Source organism: Mesorhizobium sp. Root102 (genome assembly GCF_001425625.1).
Lineage (GTDB): Bacteria > Pseudomonadota > Alphaproteobacteria > Rhizobiales > Rhizobiaceae > Mesorhizobium.
The window spans coordinates 83,754-110,479 of the sequence record NZ_LMCP01000007.1; the positions used below are offsets into that span (position 1 = coordinate 83,754).

The 26,726-nt window shown below is 59.0% G+C and carries 21 protein-coding genes; 10 read left to right on the forward strand and 11 right to left on the reverse strand.

What is annotated here, in order from left to right:
* Window positions 1–285 precede the first annotated feature (285 nt).
* On the forward strand, window positions 286–783 hold the full coding sequence (locus tag ASD12_RS08575) for an ABC transporter permease (RefSeq protein ID WP_244482792.1): 498 nt from the start codon (window positions 286–288) through the stop codon (window positions 781–783).
* Window positions 784–844: 61 nt separating this feature from the next.
* Here ASD12_RS08575 and ASD12_RS08580 read toward each other — a convergent pair whose 3' ends face one another.
* Entirely contained in the window at window positions 845–4,315 is a 3,471-nt protein-coding gene (locus ASD12_RS08580) for an AAA family ATPase (protein ID WP_056584124.1), read from the reverse strand.
* Window positions 4,312–5,571 (reverse strand): DNA repair exonuclease, encoded by a 1,260-nt coding sequence (locus ASD12_RS08585; RefSeq protein ID WP_056584127.1) that lies wholly within the window; start codon window positions 5,569–5,571, stop codon window positions 4,312–4,314. Before ASD12_RS08585 ends, ASD12_RS08580 begins: the two co-directional genes overlap by 4 nt.
* A 430-nt stretch (window positions 5,572–6,001) precedes the next feature.
* Between ASD12_RS08585 and ASD12_RS08590 the strand changes: the two genes are divergently transcribed.
* The gene (locus ASD12_RS08590; RefSeq protein ID WP_200953686.1) at window positions 6,002–8,824 is read left to right on the forward strand and encodes a TrlF family AAA-like ATPase; all 2,823 of its coding nucleotides are present in this window, start codon (window positions 6,002–6,004) and stop codon (window positions 8,822–8,824) included.
* 198 nt (window positions 8,825–9,022) lie between these two features.
* Here ASD12_RS08590 and ASD12_RS08595 read toward each other — a convergent pair whose 3' ends face one another.
* Window positions 9,023–9,847: a hypothetical protein gene (locus ASD12_RS08595; protein ID WP_156398552.1), complete on the reverse strand. Its 825-nt coding sequence runs from the start codon at window positions 9,845–9,847 to the stop codon at window positions 9,023–9,025.
* Window positions 9,848–10,049: 202 nt separating this feature from the next.
* Between ASD12_RS08595 and ASD12_RS08600 the strand changes: the two genes are divergently transcribed.
* Together ASD12_RS08600 and ASD12_RS34020 are read left to right on the forward strand one after the other, a co-directional pair.
* Complete coding sequence (locus ASD12_RS08600; RefSeq protein WP_056584134.1) at window positions 10,050–11,660, forward strand: AAA family ATPase; 1,611 nt, start codon at window positions 10,050–10,052, stop codon at window positions 11,658–11,660.
* A 1-nt stretch (window position 11,661) separates the two neighbouring features.
* Window positions 11,662–12,501: an HNH endonuclease signature motif containing protein gene (locus ASD12_RS34020; RefSeq protein WP_156398553.1), complete on the forward strand. Its 840-nt coding sequence runs from the start codon at window positions 11,662–11,664 to the stop codon at window positions 12,499–12,501.
* A gap of 36 nt (window positions 12,502–12,537) precedes the next feature.
* On the opposite strand, the gene ASD12_RS08615 is transcribed toward ASD12_RS34020, so the two are convergent.
* The 4 genes from ASD12_RS08615 to ASD12_RS35710 all read right to left on the reverse strand — a co-directional run bounded on the left by ASD12_RS08615 (window position 12,538) and on the right by ASD12_RS35710 (window position 20,325).
* The gene (locus ASD12_RS08615; protein ID WP_056584143.1) at window positions 12,538–13,449 is read right to left on the reverse strand and encodes a nucleotidyltransferase and HEPN domain-containing protein; all 912 of its coding nucleotides are present in this window, start codon (window positions 13,447–13,449) and stop codon (window positions 12,538–12,540) included.
* 114 nt (window positions 13,450–13,563) lie between these two features.
* On the reverse strand, window positions 13,564–15,873 hold the full coding sequence (locus ASD12_RS08620; RefSeq protein WP_244482793.1) for a DEAD/DEAH box helicase: 2,310 nt from the start codon (window positions 15,871–15,873) through the stop codon (window positions 13,564–13,566).
* Window positions 15,803–17,125, reverse strand: a complete 1,323-nt coding sequence (locus tag ASD12_RS08625) for an ATP-binding protein (RefSeq protein WP_056584148.1) — start codon at window positions 17,123–17,125, stop codon at window positions 15,803–15,805. The genes ASD12_RS08620 and ASD12_RS08625 overlap by 71 nt, the downstream gene beginning before the upstream one ends.
* On the reverse strand, window positions 17,122–20,325 hold the full coding sequence (locus ASD12_RS35710) for a TerB N-terminal domain-containing protein (protein WP_082525321.1): 3,204 nt from the start codon (window positions 20,323–20,325) through the stop codon (window positions 17,122–17,124). Before ASD12_RS35710 ends, ASD12_RS08625 begins: the two co-directional genes overlap by 4 nt.
* A gap of 455 nt (window positions 20,326–20,780) precedes the next feature.
* Here ASD12_RS35710 and ASD12_RS08635 point away from each other — a divergent pair, with 455 nt between their 5' ends.
* From ASD12_RS08635 to ASD12_RS08645, 3 genes are all read left to right on the forward strand, one after another.
* Window positions 20,781–21,311: a MucR family transcriptional regulator gene (locus ASD12_RS08635; protein WP_082525322.1), complete on the forward strand. Its 531-nt coding sequence runs from the start codon at window positions 20,781–20,783 to the stop codon at window positions 21,309–21,311.
* Between the two features lie 444 nt (window positions 21,312–21,755).
* Complete coding sequence (locus tag ASD12_RS08640; RefSeq protein WP_244482794.1) at window positions 21,756–22,310, forward strand: RNA polymerase sigma factor; 555 nt, start codon at window positions 21,756–21,758, stop codon at window positions 22,308–22,310.
* Entirely contained in the window at window positions 22,307–22,897 is a 591-nt protein-coding gene (locus ASD12_RS08645) for a hypothetical protein (RefSeq protein ID WP_244482795.1), read from the forward strand. The genes ASD12_RS08640 and ASD12_RS08645 overlap by 4 nt, the downstream gene beginning before the upstream one ends.
* A 139-nt stretch (window positions 22,898–23,036) precedes the next feature.
* On the opposite strand, the gene ASD12_RS08650 is transcribed toward ASD12_RS08645, so the two are convergent.
* The gene (locus tag ASD12_RS08650; protein WP_056584275.1) at window positions 23,037–23,600 is read right to left on the reverse strand and encodes a lytic transglycosylase domain-containing protein; all 564 of its coding nucleotides are present in this window, start codon (window positions 23,598–23,600) and stop codon (window positions 23,037–23,039) included.
* A 51-nt stretch (window positions 23,601–23,651) separates the two neighbouring features.
* Here ASD12_RS08650 and ASD12_RS08655 point away from each other — a divergent pair, with 51 nt between their 5' ends.
* Window positions 23,652–24,230 (forward strand): dihydrofolate reductase family protein, encoded by a 579-nt coding sequence (locus ASD12_RS08655; RefSeq protein ID WP_056584157.1) that lies wholly within the window; start codon window positions 23,652–23,654, stop codon window positions 24,228–24,230.
* On the opposite strand, the gene ASD12_RS08660 is transcribed toward ASD12_RS08655, so the two are convergent.
* The gene (locus tag ASD12_RS08660) at window positions 24,209–24,670 is read right to left on the reverse strand and encodes a hypothetical protein (RefSeq protein ID WP_056584160.1); all 462 of its coding nucleotides are present in this window, start codon (window positions 24,668–24,670) and stop codon (window positions 24,209–24,211) included. The two genes, ASD12_RS08655 and ASD12_RS08660, sit on opposite strands and share 22 nt — an antisense overlap.
* Window positions 24,671–24,880, reverse strand: a complete 210-nt coding sequence (locus ASD12_RS08665) for a hypothetical protein (protein ID WP_056584163.1) — start codon at window positions 24,878–24,880, stop codon at window positions 24,671–24,673. It lies immediately after the preceding gene.
* Between the two features lie 191 nt (window positions 24,881–25,071).
* Here ASD12_RS08665 and ASD12_RS08670 point away from each other — a divergent pair, with 191 nt between their 5' ends.
* Complete coding sequence (locus ASD12_RS08670; RefSeq protein ID WP_156398554.1) at window positions 25,072–25,584, forward strand: hypothetical protein; 513 nt, start codon at window positions 25,072–25,074, stop codon at window positions 25,582–25,584.
* A 15-nt stretch (window positions 25,585–25,599) separates the two neighbouring features.
* Window positions 25,600–25,863, forward strand: coding sequence for a hypothetical protein (locus tag ASD12_RS08675; protein WP_056584278.1), 264 nt, complete (start codon window positions 25,600–25,602; stop codon window positions 25,861–25,863).
* Window positions 25,864–25,883: 20 nt separating this feature from the next.
* Here ASD12_RS08675 and ASD12_RS08680 read toward each other — a convergent pair whose 3' ends face one another.
* Complete coding sequence (locus tag ASD12_RS08680; protein WP_056584169.1) at window positions 25,884–26,477, reverse strand: SOS response-associated peptidase; 594 nt, start codon at window positions 26,475–26,477, stop codon at window positions 25,884–25,886.
* Window positions 26,478–26,726 lie beyond the last annotated feature (249 nt).

Sequence of the window (26,726 nt, forward strand, 5' to 3'; positions counted from 1 at the left end):
TTGAATCATCCTACAGGCGTTCAAGCCGATCAGTTGATTCGGATTGCCTCGAGGAAGCGTCATGGGTGAGCGACGAAATTGCGTGGGCCACGCAACCACCGATACCGACATTCGCTGAACGCTGAGGTTGGAGAAGACTAAGAGCCTCCAACTTAGCGCAGCGAGGAGCGGCGATGGTAAGTGGCGGCGGCAAAACGAACAGAGGCTAAAAGGTCGCTGACGCGGGCTCTCACCTCACTACTGCGCAGGCCAGCGGGCCGGCGCAGCGGACGGCCGAGGATCTTGATGACGCCACCCGATGCCGTGCACTGGTTCGGCACCGACCAGCTCGGCCGCGATGTGCTGTCGCGCATCGTCGTCGGATCGCGCGATATCCTGCTGGCTGCGCCGTTAGCCACGCTGGCCGGCGTCACCGCCGGCAGCATCATCGGGCTGGTGCTCGGCTATTTCGAAGGCCTGGTCGATGCCATCGGGGTGCGGCTGCTCGACACGCTGATGGCGTTTCCGTTCATCGTCCTCGTCACCATGACGCTTGTGGCGATCGGCCCATCGAACCTGACCGTCATTCTGGTGATCGGCATCGCCTACGCGCCGCTTGTGGCGCGCACGGTTCGCGCCGCCGTGCGGGAGCAGCAAGAACGCGACTATGTCAGCGCCGCTCGGGTTGGTGGCGAAGGCCCGCTCGCCATCATATTCCTGGAGATCCTGCCCAATGTCAGGGAAGCAATCCTGATCGAGCTTGTCACCCGGCTGACTACGCATTCTTTTCGATCGCGACGCTGAGCTTTCTCGGTCTCGGCATCGAGCCGCCTTCGGTGTCGTGATTGATGGTTTCAGCGCGTCCTTATCCGAGCTCGTGGATCGTCACACCGGGAACAACGGACTTGGCGATCTCGCACAGGTGCTGGTGATGCGTCAGGTAGATCACCTGCCCTGCACTAGCCATCTCCCCAAACAGCCGGAAAACCTCCTCGGATCGGAAATGGTCGAAGGTTTCCATTATGTCGTCGGCGATGAATGGAACCGACGGTCGGAATTGCGCAAACTCGTAGTACCCAGCAAGCCTGAGCGCCAGGTAGAGCTGAAAACGCGCGCCCTTTGACAGCGCGTCGGCGACCTTGGATTGCCCGTCGCGCTGCATTGCTATGAGCACTTCCCCACCCTTCACCGGCTGGGTTGTCAGGCCGGAGTACCGGCCGCGGGTCATCAGGGCGAACGCGTCTGACGCCCGCGCCATCATCCCGGAGCGGTGGCGCTCGCGGTAGACGCGCAGAGCATTCCCGGCCGACATTATTCCCAGTCTTAACTCGATGTAGCGGACTGCCTTTTCCTCGATTTCCAGAAGGACGGTGCGCCTTTCGGCATCTATGCGGGCAACAGCGGCGTCGCCGCCAATGGCGTCAAGCTTGTCGGTCGCGCGCGTCTGCCGGATGAGCTGTTGCTGTAACGCCTCGTCAAGGTCGCGAAGCCGTTGCTCGGCTTCGGCCTTCTCGATTGCGAGACTGTCGAGATCGACAGCATCCAATATCGAACGCGCCTGCTCGAACCCTTCCACCGCGAGCCCGGACGCTACCTGCTCCTCAAGTTCGGCGACCGCAGTGCGCAGGCGATCCCTGTCGCGCAGCAGTTCGTCGCGTTGTACGACATCGGAGAGCGTGGCCACGCCAAAGAGGCTCAAGACCTCGTTCTTGCGGCGCTCATGTGCCGAAATCTCAGCATCGAGGATCTCACGCGCATCCTGCAAGCGCTGCAGGTCATTGACGAGGCTTGCCTTGGCCTCGCGCGTGCGCTCGGCGCGCTCGAGGCGTTCGGCTAGCCGAGTCGCCAGCTGTTCCGGTTCGTCGTCGTCGGCCGCCTCGCCCGCTTCTGCTGCAACGGCGGAAACCTCGACCAGGAAATTGTCCCTGTCGGCCTCCATCTTCTCGATGCGGAGTTGCATGGCGTCCCGGTCTTGAAGACATTTGGACAGTTCAGCCAATTGATCGAGGACGCCGCCGACGCCTGGAGCCGAGATGCCGCTCTCTAGCCAGGTGCCCTTAAGCGCCTCGGCAACGCCAACTAGCCATTCATCGTCACGCCGCTCAGCGACTTCGATGGCTCGGCGCCTGGCCGCCAGATCCTCTTGTCTTGTGCCAACGGTCTTCAGTGCCTCGGTGCGCTCAGCATCCACCTTGAATTGCCTCTCAAGGAACAGCTCTGCCACGGCCATGACCGTCTCCAGGCTGTCACCAGGATCCGAACCGACGCCGACGCTCGCCAGCGCACCGCTCAGCTCCAGGCGTATTCGGCTTTCCTCATCAACCGCGCGCTCGGTCTTCTTGCGGGAAAGTTCTATCTCCTCCCAGGTTGCGAGCGCATCGCTCCGGGCAGCAATGCGATCCTCGATCAGCTCGATAACCTGTTCGGGGGATGTTTCCGGGATTTCTCCAAGCAGGTCTCTTGCGACTGCAAGAATTTCCGAGAGGACAGCCTCCCGATTTGAGCTGTTGTGTTCAAGTTGGCCGCGCGCATGCGCGATGGTGGCCGCGGTCTCTGCGAGGTTGCGGCTTGTGCTACGAATCTCAACGAGCTCCCGGGCGTTGGCCAGACGGCCCGCTGCGACGCTGTCGTCTCGAGCCAGTGCTGTCGCGAAATCATCCGCCGTCTCGCCAGTCAGGTCATCGCGATGCCTTGCCCAGGCTTCGTCCCGGGCGCGCCGAATGGCGCCCGCCGCATCATCGTCGGCGACATCGACCGAGGCACGAAGGGCTTCCAGCCGCGCCGCAAGCAAGTCGTGATTGCCCTGGTGTTCGGCAAGACGTTCGGAAAGAATGCCCCTGCTCTTTCCCTGCTCTGCGGCAAGCGCCTTCCATGCGCCAAGCTGTCCAGAATTCGGAATGGCGACCCTGGCCAATGCCTGCGCATCTCCCGACCAGGGATGCAAGCGCGCGATCGCGGCCTCCCATCGAATTACACCCGCATCTGCAGCCTCGCGTGCCGCCTTGGTCTCCCTCATGTACCCGCTGGCCTTTGCCGTAGACAAAGCCGAAACCAGCCTTGCCCTGGCAGGCTCGGGCACGGCCCGTTCTTCGCCGACCCGTTCGCGTGCCGCCTGGAGCGCATCAGCAGATGCCGCGGCCTCCTCGCGCGCGACGCGCACGCTGGTAACGATCCCGGATCGCTGCTCGACCATGGTGCGCACCGCACCGATGGTTGCGGCAGGCAAGAGCAGGTTGGCAGGGTGTGGTTCGGAGGACCTGCCAAGTGCGGCAAGGCAGGTCGCCAAGGCATTGTCGAGGATCTGCAGCTCCGTCCTGCGACTTGGTAGGTCGAGGCCGGCCGAGACGTGGCGCACCTTGCGGTCGGCCAGGCCGCGAACCCGCTCGGAGATCGCGAGGATCACCGCGTCCACATCGACCGAGGCGATTTTCGTCGTCACCCGCTCGAGCTCGTCCACACTCGCGGTTAGCCGCGTTCTCAGACTGGCGTCGGTCTCGATCATGTCGGCGACGCTGCCGGTCCAGGTCCGTGACGGTGAAGCGATCTCTGGCAACTCGGCTAGTTGGGTTTCCTTACGTCGGATATCGGCAAGGATCGGGATCGCGCGAAGATACTTCGCGATGGTATCGAGCCGAGCCGACAGCACCGACCGTTCGGCGATGCTGCGGTCGTATTTTTCTGTAGCGTCCAGGCGCTCTGTCTCGAGCGTTTCGAACGTCGACGCCAAGGTGTCGATCGCCTCCCTCCCGGACTTCAGTTCCGCAAGACGCTTCTTGAGCAGCGCAAGCTCGGTTCCGTGTGCCTGCTTGCGATAGAGCCTGTCCGCTTCGGCCTCGAGCACGCTCAATGTATCGCTTGCGTGCCCGAGGCCGGCGCTGGCCGTGAACAGCAGCTTGCCCAGGTCGCCGCGCGATTCCAGGATTGATTTTCCACCTGCTTCCAGCGTTTCGTCGTCCAACGAGAACATGGTCTCGTATGCGTCGCGAGACAGCCCGGTCAGATGTGCCGATATCGCCATTTCGCTGACCGGTTGGCCAGTCGCGTTCAGCAATGAGTTGGTGCGCTGTTTCGTGCGTGTGAACGTGTGCTCCGCGCCGCCGAGTTCGAGCACCCCGCCGATGCGCATGGCGCTGTACTCGTGCAGGAAATTGTAGCGGCTGCGTTCCTCGATGCCGAACAGCAGGTCGAGATAGCCGGAAAGCGCGGTCGACTTGCCGGCTTCGTTCAGGCCGAAGACGATATGCAGGTCGGGACCGGATTCCGGTTTCGGCCCGAAGTCGATCGTCCTGTCGGTGAACTTGCCATAGCGAATGAGATCGAGTCGCCGGAGCCTCATTGCGATCCACCGGCCTTGAGGCGGGCGGTGACCAGGTCGGCGCCGTTGGCAAGCACTCTGTCGATGAACAGCTCCAACTCGGCCTCGTCCTTGCCGGCGAAATCGCGCCCGTCGGGCGGAAGATCCGCGATCATCTTCTGGACCAACGCCCTCGCCTCGGCACGGAAAGCGTCCGAGCTGGCATCGGCACGCATGGATTGAGCGAGTTCGAAAATCGGATCAGCTCCGCCCTCGGACGTTTCGGCTGCGGATGGAGAGACGTTAAGCTCGAGCTTCTCCACCCAGGTGTCCCCCGTCTGTTCCGCGACCTGCTCAGCTTCTGCGAGCAGCAGATCGCGGTCACGGATCAGCGCCCAGGATAGAGGTGACGCCCCGGTCAGGCCGAGACGGACCACAGCATGACGGGACCTGACGGAGGCGCGTATATCTTCGAGCGCGGAACGGACTCGCCCGACGACTTCAGACCATTCCACCGTCCCGGTCACTTCGACGCTCACCCGGTCGAATTGCGCGATACTGGTTAGCCTTTCCTCGATCTCGACGGTGCGGTCGTCTCGTACCGTCACCAGGGTGACGGATTTCTCGCCGGCCTCGTTGATGTCCCTACCCTGCGGAATTCCCGGCATCACCACCGTACGCGCCCCGGGATGGACTTGGCGGACATGGATGTGCCCAAGCGCCCAATAGTCGAAGCCATGGCTGTGCAGGTCAGCGACGTTGCAGGGTGCGTAGACGTCGTGGCCGGGCGATCCGGCCAGGCTCGTATGCATGATGCCGACATTGACTGCGCCTTCACGAGGGGCTGAATACTTGGGAAGCAGACTGTCCGGCGCCTTGGGGCTGGCAAAGCTCAAGCCATGGAACATGACGTCGAGCCCGCCGGCTGTCTGCAGCACCGACTGGGGACGGCCGCCGAAGATCGTTACCGTGTCCGGGAACACCAGCTGTTTCGATATCCGCGACATTGCGTCATGATTGCCGCGAATCTTGAAAACCCTGATGCCGGCCTGGTGAAGTCGTGTCATCTGTGACGCCAGAAACCGGGCAGTTTTCATCGATGTCTGATCGCCATCGTAAAGATCGCCGGCTATAACCAGCGCATCGACACGTTCCGCAAGGCAGAGGTCAACTATGGAGATGAACGCCTGACGGCTGGCGTCTCCGATAAGTTCGGCAAGGTCGGGATTTCGCATCGCCAGCGAACGCAGTGGCGAGTCGAGATGAATATCGGCGGTGTGTACGAATCGAAAGGCCATTGGGGGCTCCGGCTCCGAACATAAGGGGTGTTCGGTCGCGGTTCGATAGGTGAATTTCATGATAGGCGGTGTTGGGTTACCAATGGGGCGCTGCCGCCTCTATCATGTTAGAGGGTGCGGTGGTCAAAGCCCGACCCGCCATCCCGGCAACAGCTAGCGGAGTACAGTGGAGCGCTTCCTATGGACACTATTCTGGCTCAACCAACGTCAAGACGTCCTCTTCGTGTTTCCGTTGACCAGGAGGAGCGCGACGAATAAACTATCTCAAACTTCTCTCTTTTCGGGGGATTATTTTGTAGATGACTAGTAAAGTCTACTCCTTTAGTTGAAAGAGCCCTGCAGCGAATACTGTCGCCGGGCAATCTGCCTGCGCTTGTTTGATTTAACGGCAAAATGTCCTGGCGCTGGTACGCTTGGCTAGGGAGGAAATATGAGCTTCGCCTCATGGAGAAAGTGTGATTTTCAAATTCATACGCCCCGCGATCCTGCTTGGATCGGGGTAAGGACTGTTGGGCTAGGCGAACCCATGAAGGGAACTGGGGCCCCAGCAACGGCGCAGGACGTTGATATAGCGCGCAAACAGTGGGCGAATGAATTTCTGGATCGATGCTGCGCCGGAGGTTTGAATGCCATCGCCCTCACCGATCACCACGAGATGGTGTTTGTCACTTACGTTCAGCAGGCAATTGCGGAACGAAAGTCAGCCGATGCCCAATTTGACTTCTGGCTTTTTCCAGGAATGGAGCTCACGGCGGCTGGTGGGAAGCAATGCCTGATCATCTTTGACGCCGACATGTCGGAGGATTGGCGCAGACAGGCTCAGGGGAAGCTTGGCATCGTCTATGCTGATCTTGAAGAAAAGCAAGCCAAAGGTCCAAAGGTCACCCAGCTCGCCTCCCACTACGCCGACATCGGCTCGGAGTTGGATAAACTCGAAGGGCTTCGCGGAAAGTACATAGTTCTGCCGAATGTGTCCCAAGGCAACAGCCACACAGTCTTGACGGACGGGGGCCACGCGGATTTCCGTCGTATGCCTTATGTCGGCGGCTATCTTGATCAAGGCCAAACGCACTCCTCGCTGGGGAGCAAAAACCAAAAGCGGCTTTCCGGTCTCGACAAGACTTGGTGCACGCGGGAGATTTTCCCGCTTCCAACGTCGGACAGCCGATCGGCCGATTTTTCCATGGTTGGGTCAAACAGCACCTGGATAAAACTCGCAGCTCCGACAGCGGAGGCAATCCGCCAGGCATTCCTTGGTCACAAATCCCGTATCGCCATCAAGGCACCCCAACTCCCTTCCCTCGTGGTGTCTGAGATCGAGATCGACGGCTCCGCAATTCTGGAGAAAACAAAATTCCCTTTCAGCCCCGAGTTCAACTCCGTCATTGGCGGACGCGGCAGCGGGAAGAGCTCATTCCTTGAGTATGTGTCCTTTGGCTTAGGCCGCAGCTGCTATGACGTGGAGCGCGACCATTACTCGGGTACACAACGCATGCGTGATCTGATCAACGACACGCTCATTGCAAAAGGTGCAAAGGTTAGGCTGACTGTCACACAGGACAATGCGGCTTTTGAGATTGTTAGAGGCCCTACCACCGCATTTCAGCCGACCATTACCTATCCCAACGGCTCGAAGCAGACAGCAACGGTCAAAGAGCTTCGGGCGCTGTTCCCTGCAGTAGTGTATAGCCAAGGCGAGCTTGCAGAGATTGGAAAGCAGGCTGGCAAGAAAACCCAGCTTTCGGACTTACTCCAGTTTGTAAATCCGGATTACAAGCGCGAAGACGACCGCCTGACCCTCGACATTGAAGCTGCCAAGGTCACGGTCAAGGGCGGCGTACAAAGCCTTGCTGCGCACTGGATATTGCAATCTCAACTGCGCAAGCTCACCACGACCAAGGCATCGCTCACTCAACGCGTCGAAGCACTTGAAAAGACGCTGCCGGCCCTATCCGAAGAAGATCAGTCCATTGTCGCGTATTTCGATAAGGCGAATGAATTTGAATCGAAGCGGCTCCAGGCGTCAAAACATGCGGACCAGATAGTCGAAGAGCTGGACAAATCGATTACAGAGCTCGTTAACGAACGCAATCTAGCGACTGATTTGACAGATGACTCGGCGGCAATCCGTAAAGGCTATGGCGAATTGTTTTCAACGTTCAGCGCCGGCATGACACAGTTCAAATCCGATATGAGAGCCAAGCGCTCAACATTGGCCGCTGCTGAAACCGAATGGGCCGCAAATTTCAAGGTGGCAAGGACAGCAAGAGACGAGGTTCTCGAAAAGCTGGGTGCACACAAGACCGCTACGAGCCAGATCATCAAGCTTCGCGAAGAGATCACCGACCTGACCAACCAGATTGGCGATTTGGACGCGAAAATCAAAGCCAATGGAGACCCGGCCGCCGCCTTGAATGAAAAGCTCGTTGCCCTCAGAGCATTAAATGATCGTCGTACGGAACGGACGCAGGAATGGGCGAAAGAGATCGAGCGTCTGTCGAACGGGAAAATCAAAGCGATCGTCGATGCGGCGGGCGACGTTTCCGAGATCAAAGACGCAGTCGATCTTCTTGCCAACAAAACCGGATCACAAGAGGCAACCCGTCTCAAAGAATTGGATGATGCGGTTGCCAAAGACACGCCCATAGCGTTCCTCGACAAAATGCGCGCCGATAGCCTCTCGCTGTTGTACTGGCGTCAGATAGGCGCCGCTAGCGGTGAGAAGCAACCCGATAGTGCAGTCTTGTTCGGAGTGCTTGGTGACACAGATCGGATTCGCGCGGCCTTGAGCGAAAAACTAGACACGACACGGGTAGAAACGGTTGCGGCCGCACTTCCGAAGCCCATGATTGCCCTCTCCTATTCAGATGGCGCTAAGGAAATTGCCTTCGAAAAGGCTTCGGAGGGCCAGCGTGCTGCGGCGTTGCTCTTCATGCTTCTCGAGCAACCTGGGGGGCCCTTGATCATAGACCAGCCCGAAGGCGATCTCGATAACCGCATCATTGCAGAGCTTACTGACAAACTGCACACTGCAAAGCAAAACCGGCAGCTCATTTTTGCCAGTCACAATGCAAACATTGTCGTCAATGGATCGTCAGAGTTAGTCGGTCATCTTGACGTGAAAGATACAGGCGAACGCCAGTTCGAATGCGCCGGTGCAATCGATACGCCATCGATTTGCAAGGTCATTACCTCCACCATGGAGGGCGGTGAGAAGGCATTTAAAGACCGCCAAAACAAATACGGGTACTGATTTCGGAGGCTGCCGCTCAGGTGTATCTGATGTAATCCGAACTCACCTGTTTCCCCATCGGTGACATACTTCAAGACCTGGCCCACGCGGCGCGCGGCTAAGAGTTCCTTCACAGTGGCCGCTTTCGGTGCGTTGAAGTAAGCACAATGACGACAACTGGTAGCGGGACTAGGCTTCGGAGATGCCGGGGTACTGCATTCACATTGCGAGTCGGCCCAACTTGCGAAGCTTCTGCCGCAGTGCGGCAAGGGCGGCGTTTGCTGCCGAATCCATGTCATCGTAGCGGCGCTTGGCCCATGTCGCGTCAGTGTCGCCAGCCAGTTGATATAGTCCGCTCCACCTACCGTCCGGAAGGAGAAAGATTTGGATGCGGTCGTTATGTGAGGTCGTGAAGCGTCGACCCTTGGGCGTCTTCCACCAAACAGGATCCTCCAGCTCCAACGCCAGCTGCTCGGCTCGCGCCCGGAGGAGCAAAGTCTGGAGTCGGTCCTTGGCATTGCTTATGGCCAACTCGACCTCGGCCAAAAAGCCGATATGTTCGATGTGCTCCAAGATATAGTCGTGATCTTTGGCGTCCTTCGCGGCTTCGCCAACGCGGTGGCTCATCACCTTGCGCAGTCGTTCCAGTGCCGGAATAACGGACGACGACATATGGTCGTGGCTTTCCGTTTCGACGTCGATCTGACTGAGTTGGCTGCGGGCTTTGGCCAAAGCCTTCTGACGTCGTGAAACACGTTCCGCCGCCCGCTTGCGATCGTCGTCGCGCGCCCTCGCGACTGCAAGGTTGCCTTCCATATGGCCGGCACAGATACAGCCAGTTTCAAGTTCAAGGCCAGTTGGGTGGCGCATGACATGGACAAAGCGAATATGAATCGCTTCGCACATTTCACAGATTTTGTGGCGATCTTTGCCGAGACCCAGGTCGTGGCCATATGCGTAGGACCAGCCGCTCTTGGGGACGTCTGGATCTGACCACTTGCCGCAGCCCCGCGCTACGAGTTCTTGTTCGGGCGCTATCATCATTTCGCCTCCCCCGCTGATTTTATCATAGGTGGAGCCACTCAGGCGGTATATAGAGTTGATGACGTCACACGATCCAGCCCCATTCAATTCGCAAGTTGATCTTCTCCATTGCTGAGCAAAGGGGGGCGACGTAGAAAGAACCTGATAAGAGTGCCTCGGCTATTGCGCGGAAGAGTGCCCTCGCCCCGGAGCCTTCTTGATCATGACAGACTTCACCGTCCTTCCTCCTTCACGTGGTGATCCGCCCTCCTTCAAAGGAGTGGCGTTGCTGCAGGACCGGTGGAACGACTATAGTTTTATGACGCAATATCACCTGGTGGTTTCAGTGCCGGAGTTCAACGGCCTGATTGGAGCAGTGAAGATATTGCGTCGTGGTCAGACCGAGTCTGACGATCTGCAACTTGCAACGGGGCCACTCTCGCCACTCGGTGAGGACTTCGTCTCGCTTGGACAAGAGCTCGACTATTATGAAAGACTGGCCGGGTTGCCCGAGGCACTTCGTCAGGAAATACTGGCATTTCTCCGAGACGCACTCGCATTTCCTCAGCATGCCGAGACGTTCGTTACGGAAAAGGGCTGGGCCACCTCGATCCTGCGATACATTGACTGGGCCACCTTCCGCCGAGACGCTGCGGTTCTGCTAGATCGCGACTACGATCGGGTCGCGCGCCTTGGCCTGGAGGTTTCCTTCCACGTTGAAGGTTGGGTCGATCCGCTTCGGATCGATTTTAAAGCGCCCAATGGTCACTTGTTTTGGGACACAAGTGTGCTGCCCGAAAGAATTGCGGTGCTGATAGGTCGTAACGGGTCGGGCAAGAGCACACTGCTTTCGCGGCTTGCGCGTGTGCTCCACGCTTCCCAGCGCGAACGCGCGAGTGAACCGTTGAAGGCACTCGGTGCGATCTCACCTCTTGGGATTGGATTCACGCGAATAGTTAACGTCGCCTATAGTGCGTTCGATGCATTTCAGCTCCCCGGGGTTGATTATCGTGAGCGGAAACAGATTGTCGACGACTTAGAGCGTGGCGTTGGCCGCTATCACTATTGTGGCCTTCGCGACATTGCGTCGGAAGTTCGTCAGGCGGAAGGGATAGGTGACATCGATGGCACGCCCATCAAAGCGCAGGACCTTGATCGGCAAGAACGCATTATCCTCAAGACAAGTGAGCAGCTGTCGAACGAGTTCGGAGCCATTGTTCTTCGCATTAAGGAGAGCGGCCGCGAAAACCTCTTCAACGAAGTCTGTCGCGTTCTGGCTTCAGATTCATCTTTCATCGATCTCGGCGCCGATCCTGCTGCCTCAATTTTTGAGTACGCGGTTCCGTGGTTCCGTATCTGGAGCACCGGCCATAAAATAGTTATGCATGCCGTTGCATCGCTAGTCGCCTATACCGAGCCTAAGTCAATCGTCCTAATTGATGAACCCGAGAGCCATCTTCATCCACCGCTACTAGCTGCCCTAATGCATGCGGTGCGCATCATTCTGCGGCAGAATGATGCGTTCGCTGTTATCGCAACACACTCGCCTGTGGTGGTGCAAGAAACGCTCTCTCGCCATATTGCGATCGTTCGGCGGTCGGGAGCGGAAATAAGGATATTCTCACCTCGCATTGAAACCTATGGCGAGAGTATCGGCGAAGTCACCAACGAGATTTTCGGCCTCAACGCCGACGCTACTGACTTCCATAGCGTGTTGGCTCAACTTGTGGACACTGGACTTTCCCTCGAAAACATTGAAGGCATGTTTGAGCGTGGCTTAAGCCTGCAGGCTCGGGCCTTTGTGATGACGAAGCTTGCGAGCAAGAAGACCTAGTATGTGGGTCATTACTCCTCAAGGACTTGGCGATCTAGACGCATCGCTAAATGCCGCTCTTACACTTGCGAACGGTGCTGCGGTCTACGCGATGTCCCCGGCCGAGCGCGCGGCATTACATACGGTCTACCAGCTATACGACGCTTGCCTCGGTCAACCGCATTTGGACCTTACTCCAAACGTGCTCGATACCGCTCGTCCCTACATGCGCTCGGCATACGATCAGGTCCAAATCGGTGGGCGCCTGGCAACGCTCCGTGAGCGACTCTTGGCTTCGACGGATCAGTGCCCCTATTGCGGTTTTGGGGAACCGCGCGACCTGGATCATTACCTACCTCGCAGCGTATTTGGTGAACTCGCGATATACCCTCGCAATTTGATTCCAAGCTGCAGTCCATGCAACAATGCAAAGAGAACGGTAGTTCCTGGTTTGGATCCAGCGCACGGCCCTGGATTGATACACGCGTACTTTCAAGATTTGCCCGATATCGAGTTTCTCAAGGCGCAGATAACCTTCGAAGGTGGTGCGCTAGGAGTACGATTTCGGATCGACAGCCCGGATTTAGAGGCGGATCTCGCTGCCAAGCTCGAATTTCAACTTGATCGACTTAAGCTAAATGAGCGTTTCCGCGGCCAGATCAATAAATTCCTCTCAGAGCAGCGTACCGCTATGCGCATGTTTAACGAGATAGGTCCCGAACTGTTCGCACAATACCTTGGACGCTGCGCAAATAGTCTGTCCGGGTCATTCGGGCGGAACGATTGGCGGGTTGCTCTGTTGCGTGCGCTATCCGAACACCAGGAATTCTGCACTGCGCCAGATCTGTATATTGGAGTGTGAGTTTCTCATTGTCGTATGACGCATCCGGCTAGGTTGCTACAACTCACGTGCGGCATTCTTCATCCGCTCCAGATGGTCCAGACAGATTTGTTCTGCACACATCTGAAGCTCCGCCGTCCGCTCGCCCAACCAGACAAGCGCTTCCTCGGTTATCACGTAGTGCTCGGAGTACCGAGCTTTGACATAGGCCTCGTTTAGGTTGTTGAACCAGGCGCGATACCGCTGCTGATCACGCGGCCAAGCCCCCGACAACCGGCGGTCTTGGTCCTCAGCCAAGGACCTCAAAAAGCTCAGCTTGTGGGATGGCGGACTATAGTTGGTGAGGACCAGAAGCAATGTGGAGTAAGTATGCTCGATAGCCTGATGCAGAAGGAAAGCGCTTTCCCGGATCATGCCGTCTAAAAGAGCCGTGGCTGACAGCCGACGGAAGTTTGTCGACATGGGCATGCGATTGTGAAAATGCGCCAGCGCGAATTTGAGCGCATCCCGTGAACTCTGGGGCTTGGGCTCGGACAAGGGCTCATCGTCGAGTTCGTAGAGGACAATGCCCTCGCGGCGGATGTCGGTGAAAAAGTACTGCCCTTGGCGCAGCGCCGTGTTCACGAACCGGCGGCTGTGTACGATGAAGCTCGTTGGCGTCTTGATGGCGCGCTCGCGGTCGAGCCGATCCTTCGCCTTGTACCAATAGGCGAAATCGGAAAGCTTGTTGTTATTGACGATCACCAGCAGATCGAAATCGCTGCGATAGCCCTTCATCGTCAGTGGCTCGTCGACCCAGTCGCCGCGGGCGTAGGAGCCGAACAGGATGATCTTCAGAATGCGGCCGCTCTTCTTCCAGTCCGCGCTGCTCTCGGCCAGCGCGTCCTCGAATTCGGCATGCAGGATTTCGACCACGCGGGCCAGTTCCTCCTGCTTGTGCTCCGGCAAATGATCGATGCTGGTTTTCATCCTGGTCGGTTCAAATCTGGTGAACGCAGGAGCGCGTCGAAGGGCTCGTTATAGCAGGCTTGGCCATATGCGAAAGGGTGCCGATGCGGGCTGCGAGCAATTGATTCTGTTGGTTTATGTCACTTTATGCGTCGTGTGATTTTCCAGTGCGTTGGCGGCGATCAGGGGCAGGTCCTTGGCGCTGATTCTCTCCACCATTGTGACCAATGTCATCAGGTGATCGCTCAGGAACGTGTCGAACTTTGCCAATGCCGGTTGCGCCAGTCGTGCGGCAAGTTCTTCTCCGTCTGGCGCCGGCGAACCAGCTATGTCCTGCAGAGTTTCGATGGCTTTCTCTGTCTCACATTCCTGGAGCTCAATGGCATGGCCGAAATGCGATGCTTTGAACTCGCGGGCCAGCAATGCCAGGGTTAGGGTCTGCAGCTTCCTGGTTCCGACCCAGGGGAAAATCAGGGCCCCCTCCCCATGCGCTATGATTGAACGGCTATCCAGCTGCAGGTCCAGGAAAGAACCGCGCGCCTCATCCAGCAGGCGGTTGGCTGCAGGATCGAGATAGGGGTAGGCCTCATCGGATGCGAGAACCGTGCGCATCGTTGCCACTACGTGATCGTGGATGGCCGCCCCCTTGCCATTGAAATGCGGCGGCTTTCCCGCCCGTGTCGGCTTGACCATGATAACCCGAGCGCGATCATCAATTTCGATGACTTGCCAGCGGCTCCCGGCAAAGATGATCGTTTCGCCGCGTGCAATCGGAGAGCTCAGCGGATAGGTGCCGAGCGTTCGTGCATCGTGAATGATCCGATATTCCCGTTCAGTGGCGAATACTGCGTAGAATTCGTACGATTCCGTGATCTTTTCTCCGGTCTCTCCGATCATGAGCAAGCCTTCCGGGGACTGCTCTATCAAGCGGTTTTCAGGCGTGGCCATGCACCGAAGCAATTCGGCAAACAGTGTTCTGTCCACCGCTCGGAAGGGGCCACGCTCGCACAACAGTTTCCAGGCGACCGTCGGGCTTGCGCCCCCGGTCTGCACGATCAATGCCATCACTTGATGGATGAGCGTTGAAAGATGCAGCCCAGCTGGCAATGGCGGCTCGCACCATCCCGCCCGCAGACACTCCACCATCGCGATCGACTGAACCAGATCCAGGCGAAGCCGGTCGATTGGGTGTCGTCCCATACCGATCGGAGGCTCGATGAGGAACATGCGCAGCGTTGCGGGCTTTCCGGCCCTGCGGCCGGATCGGCCGAGGCGCTGGCGCAGTGACGCGACCGAAAAACCTGGCCCGATCTGCGCGATTGTCTCAACCTCGCCAATGTCGATTCCGAGTTCCAGGGTGGTGGTCGCGACCGCTGTGGTCGGGCGCGGATCGTCTCGAAGCCGCGCTTCGACCTCCTCGCGCATGGCTCTTGCCAGATTGCCATGATGCGGGAAGAACTCATTTGGAAAGCTCGCTTCGTCGCACATCGAACGCAGCATGTCGGCATAGACCTCGACATTGGCGCGAGATCCGGCAAACAGCAGATTGCTCTGGCCGCGCAGCAGACGAAACAAGTCGGACGCAAGCGCCGCTGGGACAGTCGATTGTTCGAAAGGTTCGGTCGACTTTTCGGGCGGATCGCCATCGTCTGGCGTGACCGTGAGATCGCCCGGGGCGGTGCCGTGCAGCAGATAGCCGCGTATCTGCAAGCGGACCCCGTTCCCCTCGTCCTCGCCTTCCACGATCGTGACGCAGGCGCCCTTGCCGGGCCGCAGTGCCTCGGCAGCCAGGCTCATGTCGCCAAGTGTTGCTGAAAGCCCAATTCGATCGATGCGGTCTCGCGCGGTCGCCACTTCGATCCTGTTCAGGATCGACTGCAGCTGCATGCCTCGCTCGGTGCCGATGAAGGCATGCAACTCATCGATGACGACAGCATCGAGGCGCGAAAACATTTGCGCAACCTCACCGCCTCTGCGCACGAGCAGCGCTTCGAGCGATTCCGGAGTGATCAGCACGATACCCGAAGGTCGTTTTCGCGCGCGGGTTTTGGCGTCCGCCGAGACGTCGCCATGCCATTTGTGCAGGAGGACGCCGCTGCCTTCGCACAGGCTTTCCAGCCGCCGGTGCTGATCGTTGATCAGCGCCTTCAACGGGCTGACATAGAGGATGGCGAACCCATCGGCGCTGCCTGCGTGTTCGGCATACCGGGTCAACAACGGCAAGAAGGCGGCTTCGGTCTTGCCGGCGGCAGTGCGTGCGGAGATCACGACATCGCCACCCGCGAGGATGGCGGGGATAGCTTTTTCCTGGACATCCCGTAGCGACGGCCATTTCCGCTGCCATATCCAGCGCCTGACCGGCTCGGAAAGCGTGTCAAATGCGGAGGGTTGCAAGCTCGTCGTCCGCTCCCCCTTCGACGTCGTCGATGGGCTGGTCGCCTGCACCGCCTCGATCTTCCGCGACGTCCACTGCGCCGAGCATGTCCTTCCAATCGGTGCCGGGGTTTTGCTGGAGAATCGCGAGCAGATCGACGAAGGCTTTCACCGTGTTGCGCGGGGTCCGAAAGTAAGCCTCGCCGATCCGGTTGGCGCAATGGTCCATGAAGGCGTGGAGTGCGGCGTCTGGTACGAGCCATTTTTCCTGATCGCCCGCCGCGAAGACGTCACGTAGCCTTTCCAGGAGATGGTAGAGCTCCTCCGGCGTCAGGTTCGGCAGATTGACCACCGGGCCGGAATAGTCGGCCAGGCCATTGCCGGCAAAACTGTTTCCCGCAAGGCGGGACTGCAAGGCCTCGTAAGAGTAAAGGCCGCGCCGCGTGTCGAGCAGGAATTCCGGTGTGCCGCCCAGAATGAAACCGATACCCTGCGTTGTGCCCTGCAGGACATCGTTGAAGATGCGCAGGATCTGCTCGTAATTCTGTTTGCGGGCCTGGGCGCTCTGCAGCTTGTAGAGATTGACGAGTTCGTCGAGGCAGACCAACAGGCCGCCAAAACCAGCGAGCCTTGTGAAACGGGCGAGCAATCTCAGGCCATCATAGAAGGACGCGTCGTCGATGATGGTACGCACGCCCAGATCGCCTCGCGCCTCTGTCTTGGTCGTGTATTCGCCGCGTAACCAACGCAGCGCAGCGTCCTGCAAATTGCTGTTTCCCTCCTCGTAGCCCCGCGCATAGGCAACGATGACGGTTGCGAAATCATAGCCGCCGACCATCTCGCGAAGATCGCCAAGGCCTTCCTTGATGGCGATTTCAATGGTCGTCCCGCTCGAGGAAGCGCGTTCGGATGCTTTTTGTATGTAGCTCTCCAGAATGTTTCTGAGCGCGCCTCCGTCCGGAGCGGTACGGGTCGCAAGACTGGTGGCGAGCTCGGCATAGAGCGTACGCGCCTGCCCGCCGGTGGCGTGGATGCGGCGATCCGGAGAAAGGTCGGCCTGGCAGACGGCAAGCTTGCGCTGAAGTGCGATCTGCCTGATGAGAAACAGGAAGAAGGTCTTGCCGGCACCATAGGCGCCGATGACGAGACGGATGCTCGACCCGCCGTTGCCGATGCGCTCTATGTCCTGGATCAGCGCTTCGATCTCGCGCTGGCGTCCCACCTGAATATGCTGGAGACCGATGCGCGGCACGACACCGGCACGCAAGGCGCTGATAATGGTGTCTCGATCTCTCGGTTTGATAGGTGGAGGTTTTGTCGTCATGCTGACATTCCTTCGACAGAGACGGTAAGCGACGGAGATTGTGGGGTAGCCTCGGAAAACAGGCTGGCGTTGACGATGACGGGGCCCTCGCCATCCAGGACCAGTTCGTCGAAGCGGTCGAGCGACCAATCGTTTAGCGCTTGCTTCGCCGCGCCGGGCATCAGATCGGCACCGCGCACCAAACGCTCAAAATCCGAAGCCGTCCAGGTTTCCTGCTCGATCAGTTGCGACAGAAGCCACGCATAGCGTCGCTCCAGCCCGTCGAAGCGCGCATCCCCATTGGACGTCTCGATTTCCACGATCGCGGGCTGAAGTTCGATCGGCGGCTCTGCTTCGTCCACGAAGATATCGGCAAGGACGCTGGACGTTGTCCGGGTTTCGCGTCGGATCGCTTCGAGACGAGAGATGTCGACACGCGTCGCAGGCGCTTTAGGAGGCGCCGGCGACACCGGAATGCCCGGCGGCTGGATCCCGGCGGGGATAACAAAGGGAATATCGTCGCTTCCGTCGCGCGACCTGTTCTGCGGCGCGACACTCCCCTGCAGTCGCGAATATAGCGAGTTTTGGTCCAGATCCATCTGTCTGAACAGCTTCTCTAGCTGCGACACTTCTCGTGGGTGGAGGGTCCCGTCTGCCGCAGCCACTGCCACCAATTCATCGGCGAGGTCTTCCCGCCGGTCTGCTGGCACGTCGCCTATGCGTTTGGTCCAATCCACTACGCGGCTGGCATCGGCGGCGCAGACCTTGATCTCGGCTTTGAGGCGTACGCGTTCGTCCCTCGACAGGCCGGGTGCTCCGTCGACCTTGTCGAAGAGCCTGCGTTCTTCCAAGGGGTGGAGCAGACCGTCAGCGAAGGCAATCACCATGCCGAGCATGATTGACAGTTGCATGGGGCGGTAATGCTGGCTCGGTTCGGGATCAGCTTCACGTTCCAGGCCAAAGACCATCACCAGTTCGTCTGGTTTTGCGGACTTCAGGGAAAAGGAGGGGTCGGCGGTATGACCATAGCCAAAGGCTGCCAGAATTGCGGACAATTCCTTCTGCTTTGCCCGTGCGGAAATTTTGTTGGGCTCCATCCCGGCCAACTCGGCGAGCTGTTGGATCGATATCAGCCCATCATCATTCGACAGTTCTCGCAGCCGCCTCAACGGCTGACCAGGAAGCTCTTCACCGTTCTTCACACGCAGACCCGAGGGCAGCTGAGCCACAGCGGCAAGGCTAGGCCTCAGTCCTTCCGAACGGCCGAGCATGCGACTGTAGTCGTCGAGCCGATCCGTGCAGTCGTCGAAGATGCGTCGTGCACCGCTTATCGGTTCGCTTCGGTTTGTGATGTCCGGCAGGTCACCGCCAAAGGGGCGAATTGCAAGATCGAACGTCGCGCTGCAGGCACGGTAGTTGACCTTCAGTTTCCGCACTCCGGCGGCCGGAACGCGCACGCCATTTGGATATTGCTTCTCCACCGCTTCCGCGAACAGCTCTCGTAAGAGACTCTGTGCCCGTCGTGCCGGCGTTCGCACCCTCGTTTCGGGGTCGGCAAGGACGTAGGCCAACAAAAGGTCCGGCTCGATCGCGTCTCCGCTGCGCACCCGCATCCCCAGGGCGACCTTCAGCATTATCGGGATCTCGTAGCTATTTTCCTCGACCTCCAGATCAAACTTTTCCGGCAACTGAGCCGATTTTAGCTGGAATGCCGAAAGCAACTCACCAGCATAACGCTTGAACGAACCATTCCCTCCATACACCTGCAATAGCCGGCAAACCTCGGCTACGACACCGTCGGCGTCGGGTGGGCTTTCCTCCAACATGAGGCGGCGTTCGAGACCGTAGAAATAGAGGAACACGTATCCGATATAGGCATCGGGATCGGATCGCGATCCGGCAAGCCAGTCCAGATAGGATTTTCGCGCCGGGGGCGAAATGCTCGAATAGGACGGCCAGTAGCCCATGGTCTGACCCAGCGGATCGCCGTGAGTGGCGACGGTCAATCTCGGGTCGATCAGGCAGTTCTCCGGGTCGGTTGAACTGCCCTGCCTCGGCAGGTGCTCACCTACATAGATCATGCCACCGCGAATGCTATGGCTTCCCACTTTTGCTGATGTATTCGCAGGAATCCAATGTGCCGACTGGCGCGGGCCGGGGCTCGCTTGCACTGCGGGTGGCCGGTCGAACCACCGCGGCTGGCCCGTCTGGGCCGTGTTGGGAACAAGAATCGGGCCGCGCTGCCGAATGAAATCCGAAACCTGAGCATTGTGCGATGCGTGCGATCCCCCGGTTGTGGTCGTTACCGGAACGACCTTGGGGGGTTCAATGCTTTGCCAACCCGTTTTTGCGGGCGCGGCCGGCTGCCTGGCTGAAGGATTGGCCCCTGATTTGGGCCGTCGGACCGCTCCTCTATGACGGATGAAATCGTGGACCGCGGCGTTGTGTACCGCAAGAGAAGCAGCAATATCCGCCGGAAGGACCGACTTTTGGTCGACGGGCTGCCTTCCAACAGCACTGTCAGCTGGAACGATGCGATCGGTCGGGACATGGAGACGATGCCTATCTGTTCTGGCCGGCCGGTTGAGAGTGCGCTCAGGTTCGCTGCGCTTGCTTTCGGATGCCGTTGGAACCGACTCCGCGGCTGAACTTCTTCGGCGTCTCCGCAGGAAGAAAAACGCGGCTGCGACCCCTAGCAGGCCCAAAAAGATTAAACGCGGCGTTGGGGTGGTTGGCACCTCTCTGGCCTTGTTGGGGTCCGGACCCAAACGATCGGATTTGGCTGACGCCCCCTCGGTGTGCGCCGGCAAAGGCGGCGCTTGGTCGACATCGCTACCAGCTTGCCCGGCTACCCCGTTACTTGTCTGTGGAGCTGTCTTCGTCGGAACATCAGGCTGCTCCAAAGGCGACGGGTGCGCATCCGTGGCTATGGGCGTCAACGGGCCACGCGTCACCTGTGGTTGCGGGAAAAGTGCGGCTGACGTCACTTCGTCCAAAGTGCCGGTCTGAGGAAGATTGCTCGCTTTCTGGAAAGCCTTGAGCGCACTGATGGACCGACGTCCCCAAATTCCGTCCGCGGTCCCGAGATCGTACCCATGTTCGACAAGGGCCTGTTGAACCTGTCGCGCAGAATATCGGGAATCCTGGGCAGTTGCGGTGCCCGCAACACTTAGCACTGTCGCCAAGGCGACAGCCACCGTCCAATAGAATGGCAACCTCATCCCGTTTGCCCCGCCCTCCGGTTTTGAGCATAGCTGGGATGAGTTCTTTTGAGAACTCGCGCAGCTATATTTCCATTTCGAACAGAAGCGGCTGTTCAACAGCACATTGTGGCCGTCGACTTGCCTGATCGTCGAAGTGGCCCCTTGAGCTTCCACAGGGGCTGACCTTTGCGGACGATTGATCCCGCGCCAACGCCGCCGCCGTCGGGGATGGTCCAGGCCAGGGGTGATGTCGTCTAAGGGAGGGTCGCATCCGGATCGGGCTGCCGGAGCTGAAATGGGATTGACGGCACTTCTGGGTTTATCCGCAGTCGATCAGAACGATGAAGGCGAATTTGCCTTTGTAATGTCGGAAAGAGATGTGGATTGTAGAAAGAAACGCACTATTTGTCTCGCTGGCGGTATGGGGAAATCAAATTCGGTCAATTCGTCCGATACTATTAGAGGAAAACTATATGACCACTGCTCCCGAACAAGACGGCCACCTTGATACCGTGTCGATAGCGGCTGACATCGTCGCCGCCTATGTGTCGAACAATCCACTGCCGGTCGGCGAGTTGCCGAAGCTGATTGGTGATATCCATGCCGCTCTGCGAGGAATCGGCACGCCCGTGACCGAACCTGTGGTCAAGCAGGAACCGGCAGTATCGATCAGGAAGTCGGTGACGCCGGACTTCATCATCTGCCTGGAAGACGGAAAGAAATTCAAATCTCTGAAGCGGCATCTTCAGCATTTTAACCTCACCCCCGACGAATATCGGCAGAAGTGGAACCTGCCGGCCGATTACCCAATGGTCGCGCCGAACTACGCGGCCACTCGGTCGGCCCTGGCGAAGTCGATAGGGCTCGGGCGTAAGCCGGCGGTGCCCACACCCGCCGCAGCAGAAAAACCAAAACGAGTTGCTCGCGCGGCAGCAGCAAGCACACCTGCACCGTCGATCAAGTCGCCGCTGAAGAAGGCGCGCAAAACAACCGCTAAAGCCTGACGCGGTGCTCTGACAGAGGTGCCAGGGCTGTGGTGATCTGAACTTGGCCAGGCCCCGCCGCGCGGCGGGGCTTGGTTGTACTGCCCTCGGCCTTGTTGCGCTCGACCCAGCGCGTCACGATCTTGACCGACAGGCCTTACACCCGCGCCGCATAGGCTTTGGAAAACCGCCCTCTATCATCGCCAACGCCATCTCGTCTCGACGCAGCGGCGTGTGACGGGGCAATCTTGTGGATGTTCATTCGGCCCCCCAATGAGTGCTAAAGCCTGGTCACTCCAGTCGCGTCAGTCCGGTCCGAATCGACAACCTTCTGAAAGCTCACAACTAGGCCTGCTTGTGTCCAGGCAGGCGTAGCCAGAGCAGTTCGAATCTCAGGCGGTCAGAAAGCTTCCGTTGGGCCGGATGTAAGAAATCGCACGGAAGCGCGACTATCTGAATATGCCCATGGCTTGTCCGACGAACACACTTGAGCCGGAACTGTCCGAAGATGCCGACCAGCGATACATGCAGGCCGTCGAACTTCTCGGTGGCGCGCTTGCGCGGCTGGCAGCTGGCTACGAAGCAGATTGTGCCGAACGGCAGGATTTGCTGCAGAACATCCACCTCCAACTCTGGCGCAGCCTGACGTCGTTCGATGGACGGTGCTCGCTCCGAACATGGGCCTACCGCGTCGCCCACAATGTCGCCGCCGACCATGTTGCGAGGGCCAGGCGCTGGACTCATACAGTCGGTCTCGATGATTTTGAGGATCACGATCCCGTTGATCCGAAGCCATCACCCGAAACGGAACTGGCCGAACGGCAGGCGCTTTCGCGGGTACATGCGATCCTCCAGCGTCTAGGGCCGATCGATCGGCAGGTGATGATCCTCTACCTCGAAGACGAAAGCGCGGCGACCATCGCCGAAGTCTCGGGGCTTTCGGCCGGTGCTGTCGCAACCCGCATTCATCGCGTCAAGCGCCTCATAGCTGATCGCTTCAAGATGGGAGCAGCCCGATGAACGACAAATCCGCTCCCGGCAGCGACGCTCGATATCACTGGAAGGAACAGTCCATGACTACGACAACCATCACTCTCGACGAGATAAGGGAACGCGAGCGGCAGCTCACCCGGACGACGACTGGCCGAAACACGCTCGAATATCTGGCCGGAGGCACGGCGGCGCTGTTTCTCCTGTTCATGGCCGTGTTTACCTTCATCAAGGGCGATTCCGCCATCGACATGCTGATTGCCTCGGGCTTTGCAGCTTTGGTGATCGGCATGGTGCTGGCAGGTCTCCAGCTTTTCACTCGAAGTCGTCGCAGCAAGGGCGACAGCGACGTGGCCGCCACCGGCGTCGACCATTTGAGGCGACGCTTGGAGCATGAGCGTGTCCTGCACCAGTCGGCCTGGCTCTGGTATGTTGGGCCACTGCTGCCTGGCTTCGTCATTATCTACGGCGGCATCTTCCTCGCGGGCAACGTGTCCTTCGCGTTCACCGCGGGCGGACTGACATTCGCCTTCCTGCTCTTCGTCGCCATCATCAATCGGCGCGCGGCTGCAAAACTCGAACACGAAATCGGGGATTTGCGCCGACATGTGGAATAGCGTGCGAAAGGCCAACACGCGCAGCTCGCCGTAGGTCCAAGGAGAGTCGTCCTGGCGAGAAAGTCATAGGTTCGCGGTCGTCAGGAGATCCTTGTTGACGCCTTGCGGAGCGCAGAAGCGCGTGGTTCACGCTGCCCGATCACTTGGCGCCGACGCTCCGGCACCAGTCTTCAAGTACAGTCGCAACCGAGGCATCAGGATCACCGTCAGGCTTGAACGCCCACCAGATGAAGGCTCCCTGCCAAACGCTAGCCATCTGCCATCCAAGCCGCTCGGCGAGCGCAGTGTGGTTCGTCAACCGCCTGCCCAAGGACTTGGCGAGATATTTGCCCCACGCGGAACCACGGGCCCGAAGCGTCGGATTTCGCAAATCTTCTCGCAATAGGAGCAGTCCGTCAGTGAGGTTGTACTCGGCCCCATGACCGGGCATGAGCCGCATCAGCATCGAGATGGCACCTGCCGGACTGATAGCAGCCTCCGCATCGGCTGCGGCGGTAACCGCGTCGAGACGATCCCAAGCGTGCAACAAGACGGCCTCGATCATCGCCTCGCGCGTGGCAAAACGTTGCACGAGCGTTGCGGCGGACAGCCCCACCGCCTTCGAAGCCTTGGAAAAACTCAGCCCATCCGGTCCCGCCGTCTCCAGGGCGGCCAAAAGCCTGTCAAGCACAACGCTATCCGAAATGGTCTTGATTCTGCCCATGGCGATATTTATAAACAACCATTCGTTTATGAACAAGCGGAGACGCAGCTAGTGGCCAAGATTCTCGGGTACATCGCAACCAGCCTCGACGGCTTTATCGCCACCGAAGAGGACAACCTTGAGTGGTTGTTCGAGTACAACGATCTCGACCTTGGCGAACACGATTACCGCAAGTTCATCACGCGCATCAGGACGGTTGTCATGGGGCGGGGCACCTATGATTTTCTCGCAAGGGAGGACTCTCCCTGGGCCTACGACGAACAGCGCGTTTTAGTCGTCACCTCCAAGTCAATTCCGACACCAAAGGGGCGCCTGGAGACGCGCGGCGACGTCGACGATCTCATTTCGGAGTTGCGAGGCCTCTCCGACGGAGATGTCTGGGTTCTTGGCGGAGGGAAATTGCAGATGGCCTTCATCGAGCGGTGCGCGCTAGACGAGATTGAGATCTATGTGATGCCGGAGCTCCTAGGCGGCGGAAGACCTCTTTTCCCCCCTGCAGGCTTTCGGACGAGCCTTCGTTTGCTTCAAGCCCGCAGCCTTGATCAAGGTTGCGTTCGCCTACATTACGCTTTCGACCATTCCTCTCGAAGCGAAGATATCGTGTCCGTTCAGTTTCGCGGCAGCTTGTGAATCTCCAGCCTTACCGGCCCGCCTCGATCGCAGCTGGTGCAAAAAAGCGCCCTCTCGACGGAGCTGAACAGCGCCCCTTTCCCATATCGCCGGATCAGCCCGGCCGGTTTCACCTCGGCATGATGCGAGCAGTGTTTGCACCAGGCTCGCAACGTGTGCCATTCGCGCAGATCTCCAAGGGAAACGTCCAGTCCTGCATGAATGCTGCCGTTGATGATCGTCTGAGGCGGGACCTTCACCTCACCCGGGGTGATGATCTTTTCCATGATGTGGCGGCTGTTGTAGTGGATCAGCAGCATTCCCGGCCGGCGTCGAATTGCGGCCTGCCAGGCCGCTTGGCTGACCATCGCATCCGGAGATCGGCATATGGTTTCGAGGTGCGTTTTTTCCTCGCGGTCCCAAACCTCGATCCGGAAATTGTCCTCCGCCGTCTCCACCATCTAAAGGCGCGCCTTGTGCCAGCCGCGAGAATAGCCGTTCGAGACTGCGGCCCGCGACAAGGCCAGTTCCCGTTCAAGGTCGATGTTCCTGGCAAGGACATCCAGCAAGGCAACCACGGCGTCACCGCCGGCTGCGGCGATGGCCTCATGTGCAACCTTTTCCAATTCCGACATAGCTTCGCCGGCCGGCGCGTTCTGGCGCTTTCCCATAGCCCTTTCCTGCTCAGATGGCATTCAGGAATAAGGAACATATTCCTGTCTCGTCAAGGGGCACTCTTGACAGTTTGTTCTCTTTTCGTTCACTGTAGCTAACACAGGAGACAGACATGGATCTGCTATTGTCAGTTCCGGGCGCGTCGCCCGAGGAAATTTCACGCGGCATCGCTGCGGCGCAAGAGGCATTGGAACGCGCCGGCTTCACCGCGGAACAGGCAGCAGACGCGGCGTTCGCGGTCGAAGGTTGGGACATGAATGGTGCCCCGGAAGATGCATTGGACGACTGGGATTGCGTCGCCTCCGACGCTTGGGAACAAGCCAACATCGCGGCACTGGAAGCCTGTTGTGCCGGCTGGCCCGACGACCGCAGGCCGACCACGGTCAGCCTGGAGCTGCTGATCGAGCCCGAAACCCAACTTGCCGATCGTCCCAAGGCATTGGCAATGCTGCGCGAACGTGCCGAGGACGATAAACAGCGCGAGTTCGACGGATCGGACGGCATATTGGCCTGGAGAGTTGCAGCCGATCTCGAGAACAAGCCCGAAATGCGTGATCTCGTTACCGGCATTACGGTGGCGTTCACGGCCCTGAAGCTTGCGCACTTTTATCCCGATGAGCAGATCGAACCGAAGCGCCAAGCTGTGCACGACGCGATCAACGCGCTTGAGGCGGCGACGGAGAAGCCGACATCGCACTGACGCCCAGGAGAGATGATGTCCGACCATGTCCTGCCTGGCCAGAAGAAGCCAAAGCTGATTGTCGTCGTTGCATTTGATCGCGGCGACGAGGGCGATCTGTTTGCCGCCTACGGCCCGACGGATCAGCAAAGCGAGGAACGCGCAGTTCGTACAGCCAAGGCGTTGGCTTCCAGACATGTCGGCGTCATCGCATGGAGCCGTGATGCCGATCCGGCGCTTGGTGACTACGGTCCGCCTACAACGCTGTTTGTCAGCGGTGACGTACCCGACATGGAATAATCGTCGGGCTCCATGCCGTGCTACGCGCTTTCCGGACGCACCGTCTCCACCGCGAGCGATCCCGCCGGAAGCGGCCGCAAAAGCTCAGCCTCGGGCTTTGTCAGGTTGATCCAGGCGGCCCAATTCTGCGGCTGAAGCACCACGACCTGCCGATTGTGGTACGGCGCGACATCCGGCCCAGGATCGGTCGTCAGCATGGTGAAGGTCGGCGGCTTGTTGCCGACGGCTTCGCGCCAAAGCCCTGCGATGGCCATGAATGAAGCGCCGTTGAGTGTGAAGCGATGTTTGGCCTTCGGATATTTCGTGCCAGTGAATTCGAAGAACCCGGACGCCGGTATAAGACAGCGATTGCTGCTGCCGAATTGCCGCCCTTCGGAGCGGAAGTTGAACACCGGCCCGCCTTTCGGTCCGGCCGGCGGAAATCCGAACGTCATCGATGCCAGTTCGATCGCATCCCCGGCGGCGCGCATTATTGGCGCCGGGTCGTTGATACGGACGTCATCCGCCTGGGGCAAATCGAGTTCGGTTTGGTGCGATGGAATCTTGAGCGCAAGCGACGCCATCATCCTGCAATATTCAGCCCAGGCGATATGCTGCTCATAGTCGTTGCACACATGGAGACTCCAGATCCAACTATCCGTTCATAGAACGGCAAACGGATGCGCTATGAAAATCCCCAGACGCCCCACCGTCGGCTCATCCTATCTATCGAATCTCGGCACTTTGAGAGCCAACTTGGGCAGATCCTGTCTGGCTTTCCAGCACTCGAGTCTCACAATGCGCAATTCGACATGTGACTACTCCGCCCTGACGGCGGCCAACAGACTTGACTGCGCAACACGCGCCACCGCGATCGTGTCGGT

Bases quoted from the DNA above. Each gene is read 5' to 3' on its own strand.
- ASD12_RS08595 (WP_156398552.1), bottom strand. From the start codon at position 9,847: ATGATGATAGCGCCCGAACAAGAACTCGTAGCGCGGGGCTGCGGCAAG.
- ASD12_RS08585 (WP_056584127.1), bottom strand. From the start codon at position 5,571: ATGGCCTTTCGATTCGTACACACCGCCGATATTCATCTCGACTCGCCA.
- ASD12_RS08660 (WP_056584160.1), bottom strand. From the start codon at position 24,670: ATGGTGGAGACGGCGGAGGACAATTTCCGGATCGAGGTTTGGGACCGC.
- ASD12_RS08645 (WP_244482795.1), top strand. From the start codon at position 22,307: ATGAACGACAAATCCGCTCCCGGCAGCGACGCTCGATATCACTGGAAG.
- ASD12_RS08640 (WP_244482794.1), top strand. From the start codon at position 21,756: ATGGCTTGTCCGACGAACACACTTGAGCCGGAACTGTCCGAAGATGCC.
- ASD12_RS08675 (WP_056584278.1), top strand. From the start codon at position 25,600: ATGTCCGACCATGTCCTGCCTGGCCAGAAGAAGCCAAAGCTGATTGTC.
- ASD12_RS35710 (WP_082525321.1), bottom strand. From the start codon at position 20,325: ATGAGGTTGCCATTCTATTGGACGGTGGCTGTCGCCTTGGCGACAGTG.
- ASD12_RS08635 (WP_082525322.1), top strand. From the start codon at position 20,781: ATGACCACTGCTCCCGAACAAGACGGCCACCTTGATACCGTGTCGATA.
- ASD12_RS08625 (WP_056584148.1), bottom strand. From the start codon at position 17,125: ATGACGACAAAACCTCCACCTATCAAACCGAGAGATCGAGACACCATT.
- ASD12_RS08590 (WP_200953686.1), top strand. From the start codon at position 6,002: ATGAGCTTCGCCTCATGGAGAAAGTGTGATTTTCAAATTCATACGCCC.
- ASD12_RS08600 (WP_056584134.1), top strand. From the start codon at position 10,050: ATGACAGACTTCACCGTCCTTCCTCCTTCACGTGGTGATCCGCCCTCC.
- ASD12_RS08615 (WP_056584143.1), bottom strand. From the start codon at position 13,449: ATGAAAACCAGCATCGATCATTTGCCGGAGCACAAGCAGGAGGAACTG.
- ASD12_RS34020 (WP_156398553.1), top strand. From the start codon at position 11,662: ATGTGGGTCATTACTCCTCAAGGACTTGGCGATCTAGACGCATCGCTA.
- ASD12_RS08580 (WP_056584124.1), bottom strand. From the start codon at position 4,315: ATGAGGCTCCGGCGACTCGATCTCATTCGCTATGGCAAGTTCACCGAC.
- ASD12_RS08575 (WP_244482792.1), top strand. From the start codon at position 286: ATGACGCCACCCGATGCCGTGCACTGGTTCGGCACCGACCAGCTCGGC.
- ASD12_RS08650 (WP_056584275.1), bottom strand. From the start codon at position 23,600: ATGGGCAGAATCAAGACCATTTCGGATAGCGTTGTGCTTGACAGGCTT.
- ASD12_RS08665 (WP_056584163.1), bottom strand. From the start codon at position 24,880: ATGGGAAAGCGCCAGAACGCGCCGGCCGGCGAAGCTATGTCGGAATTG.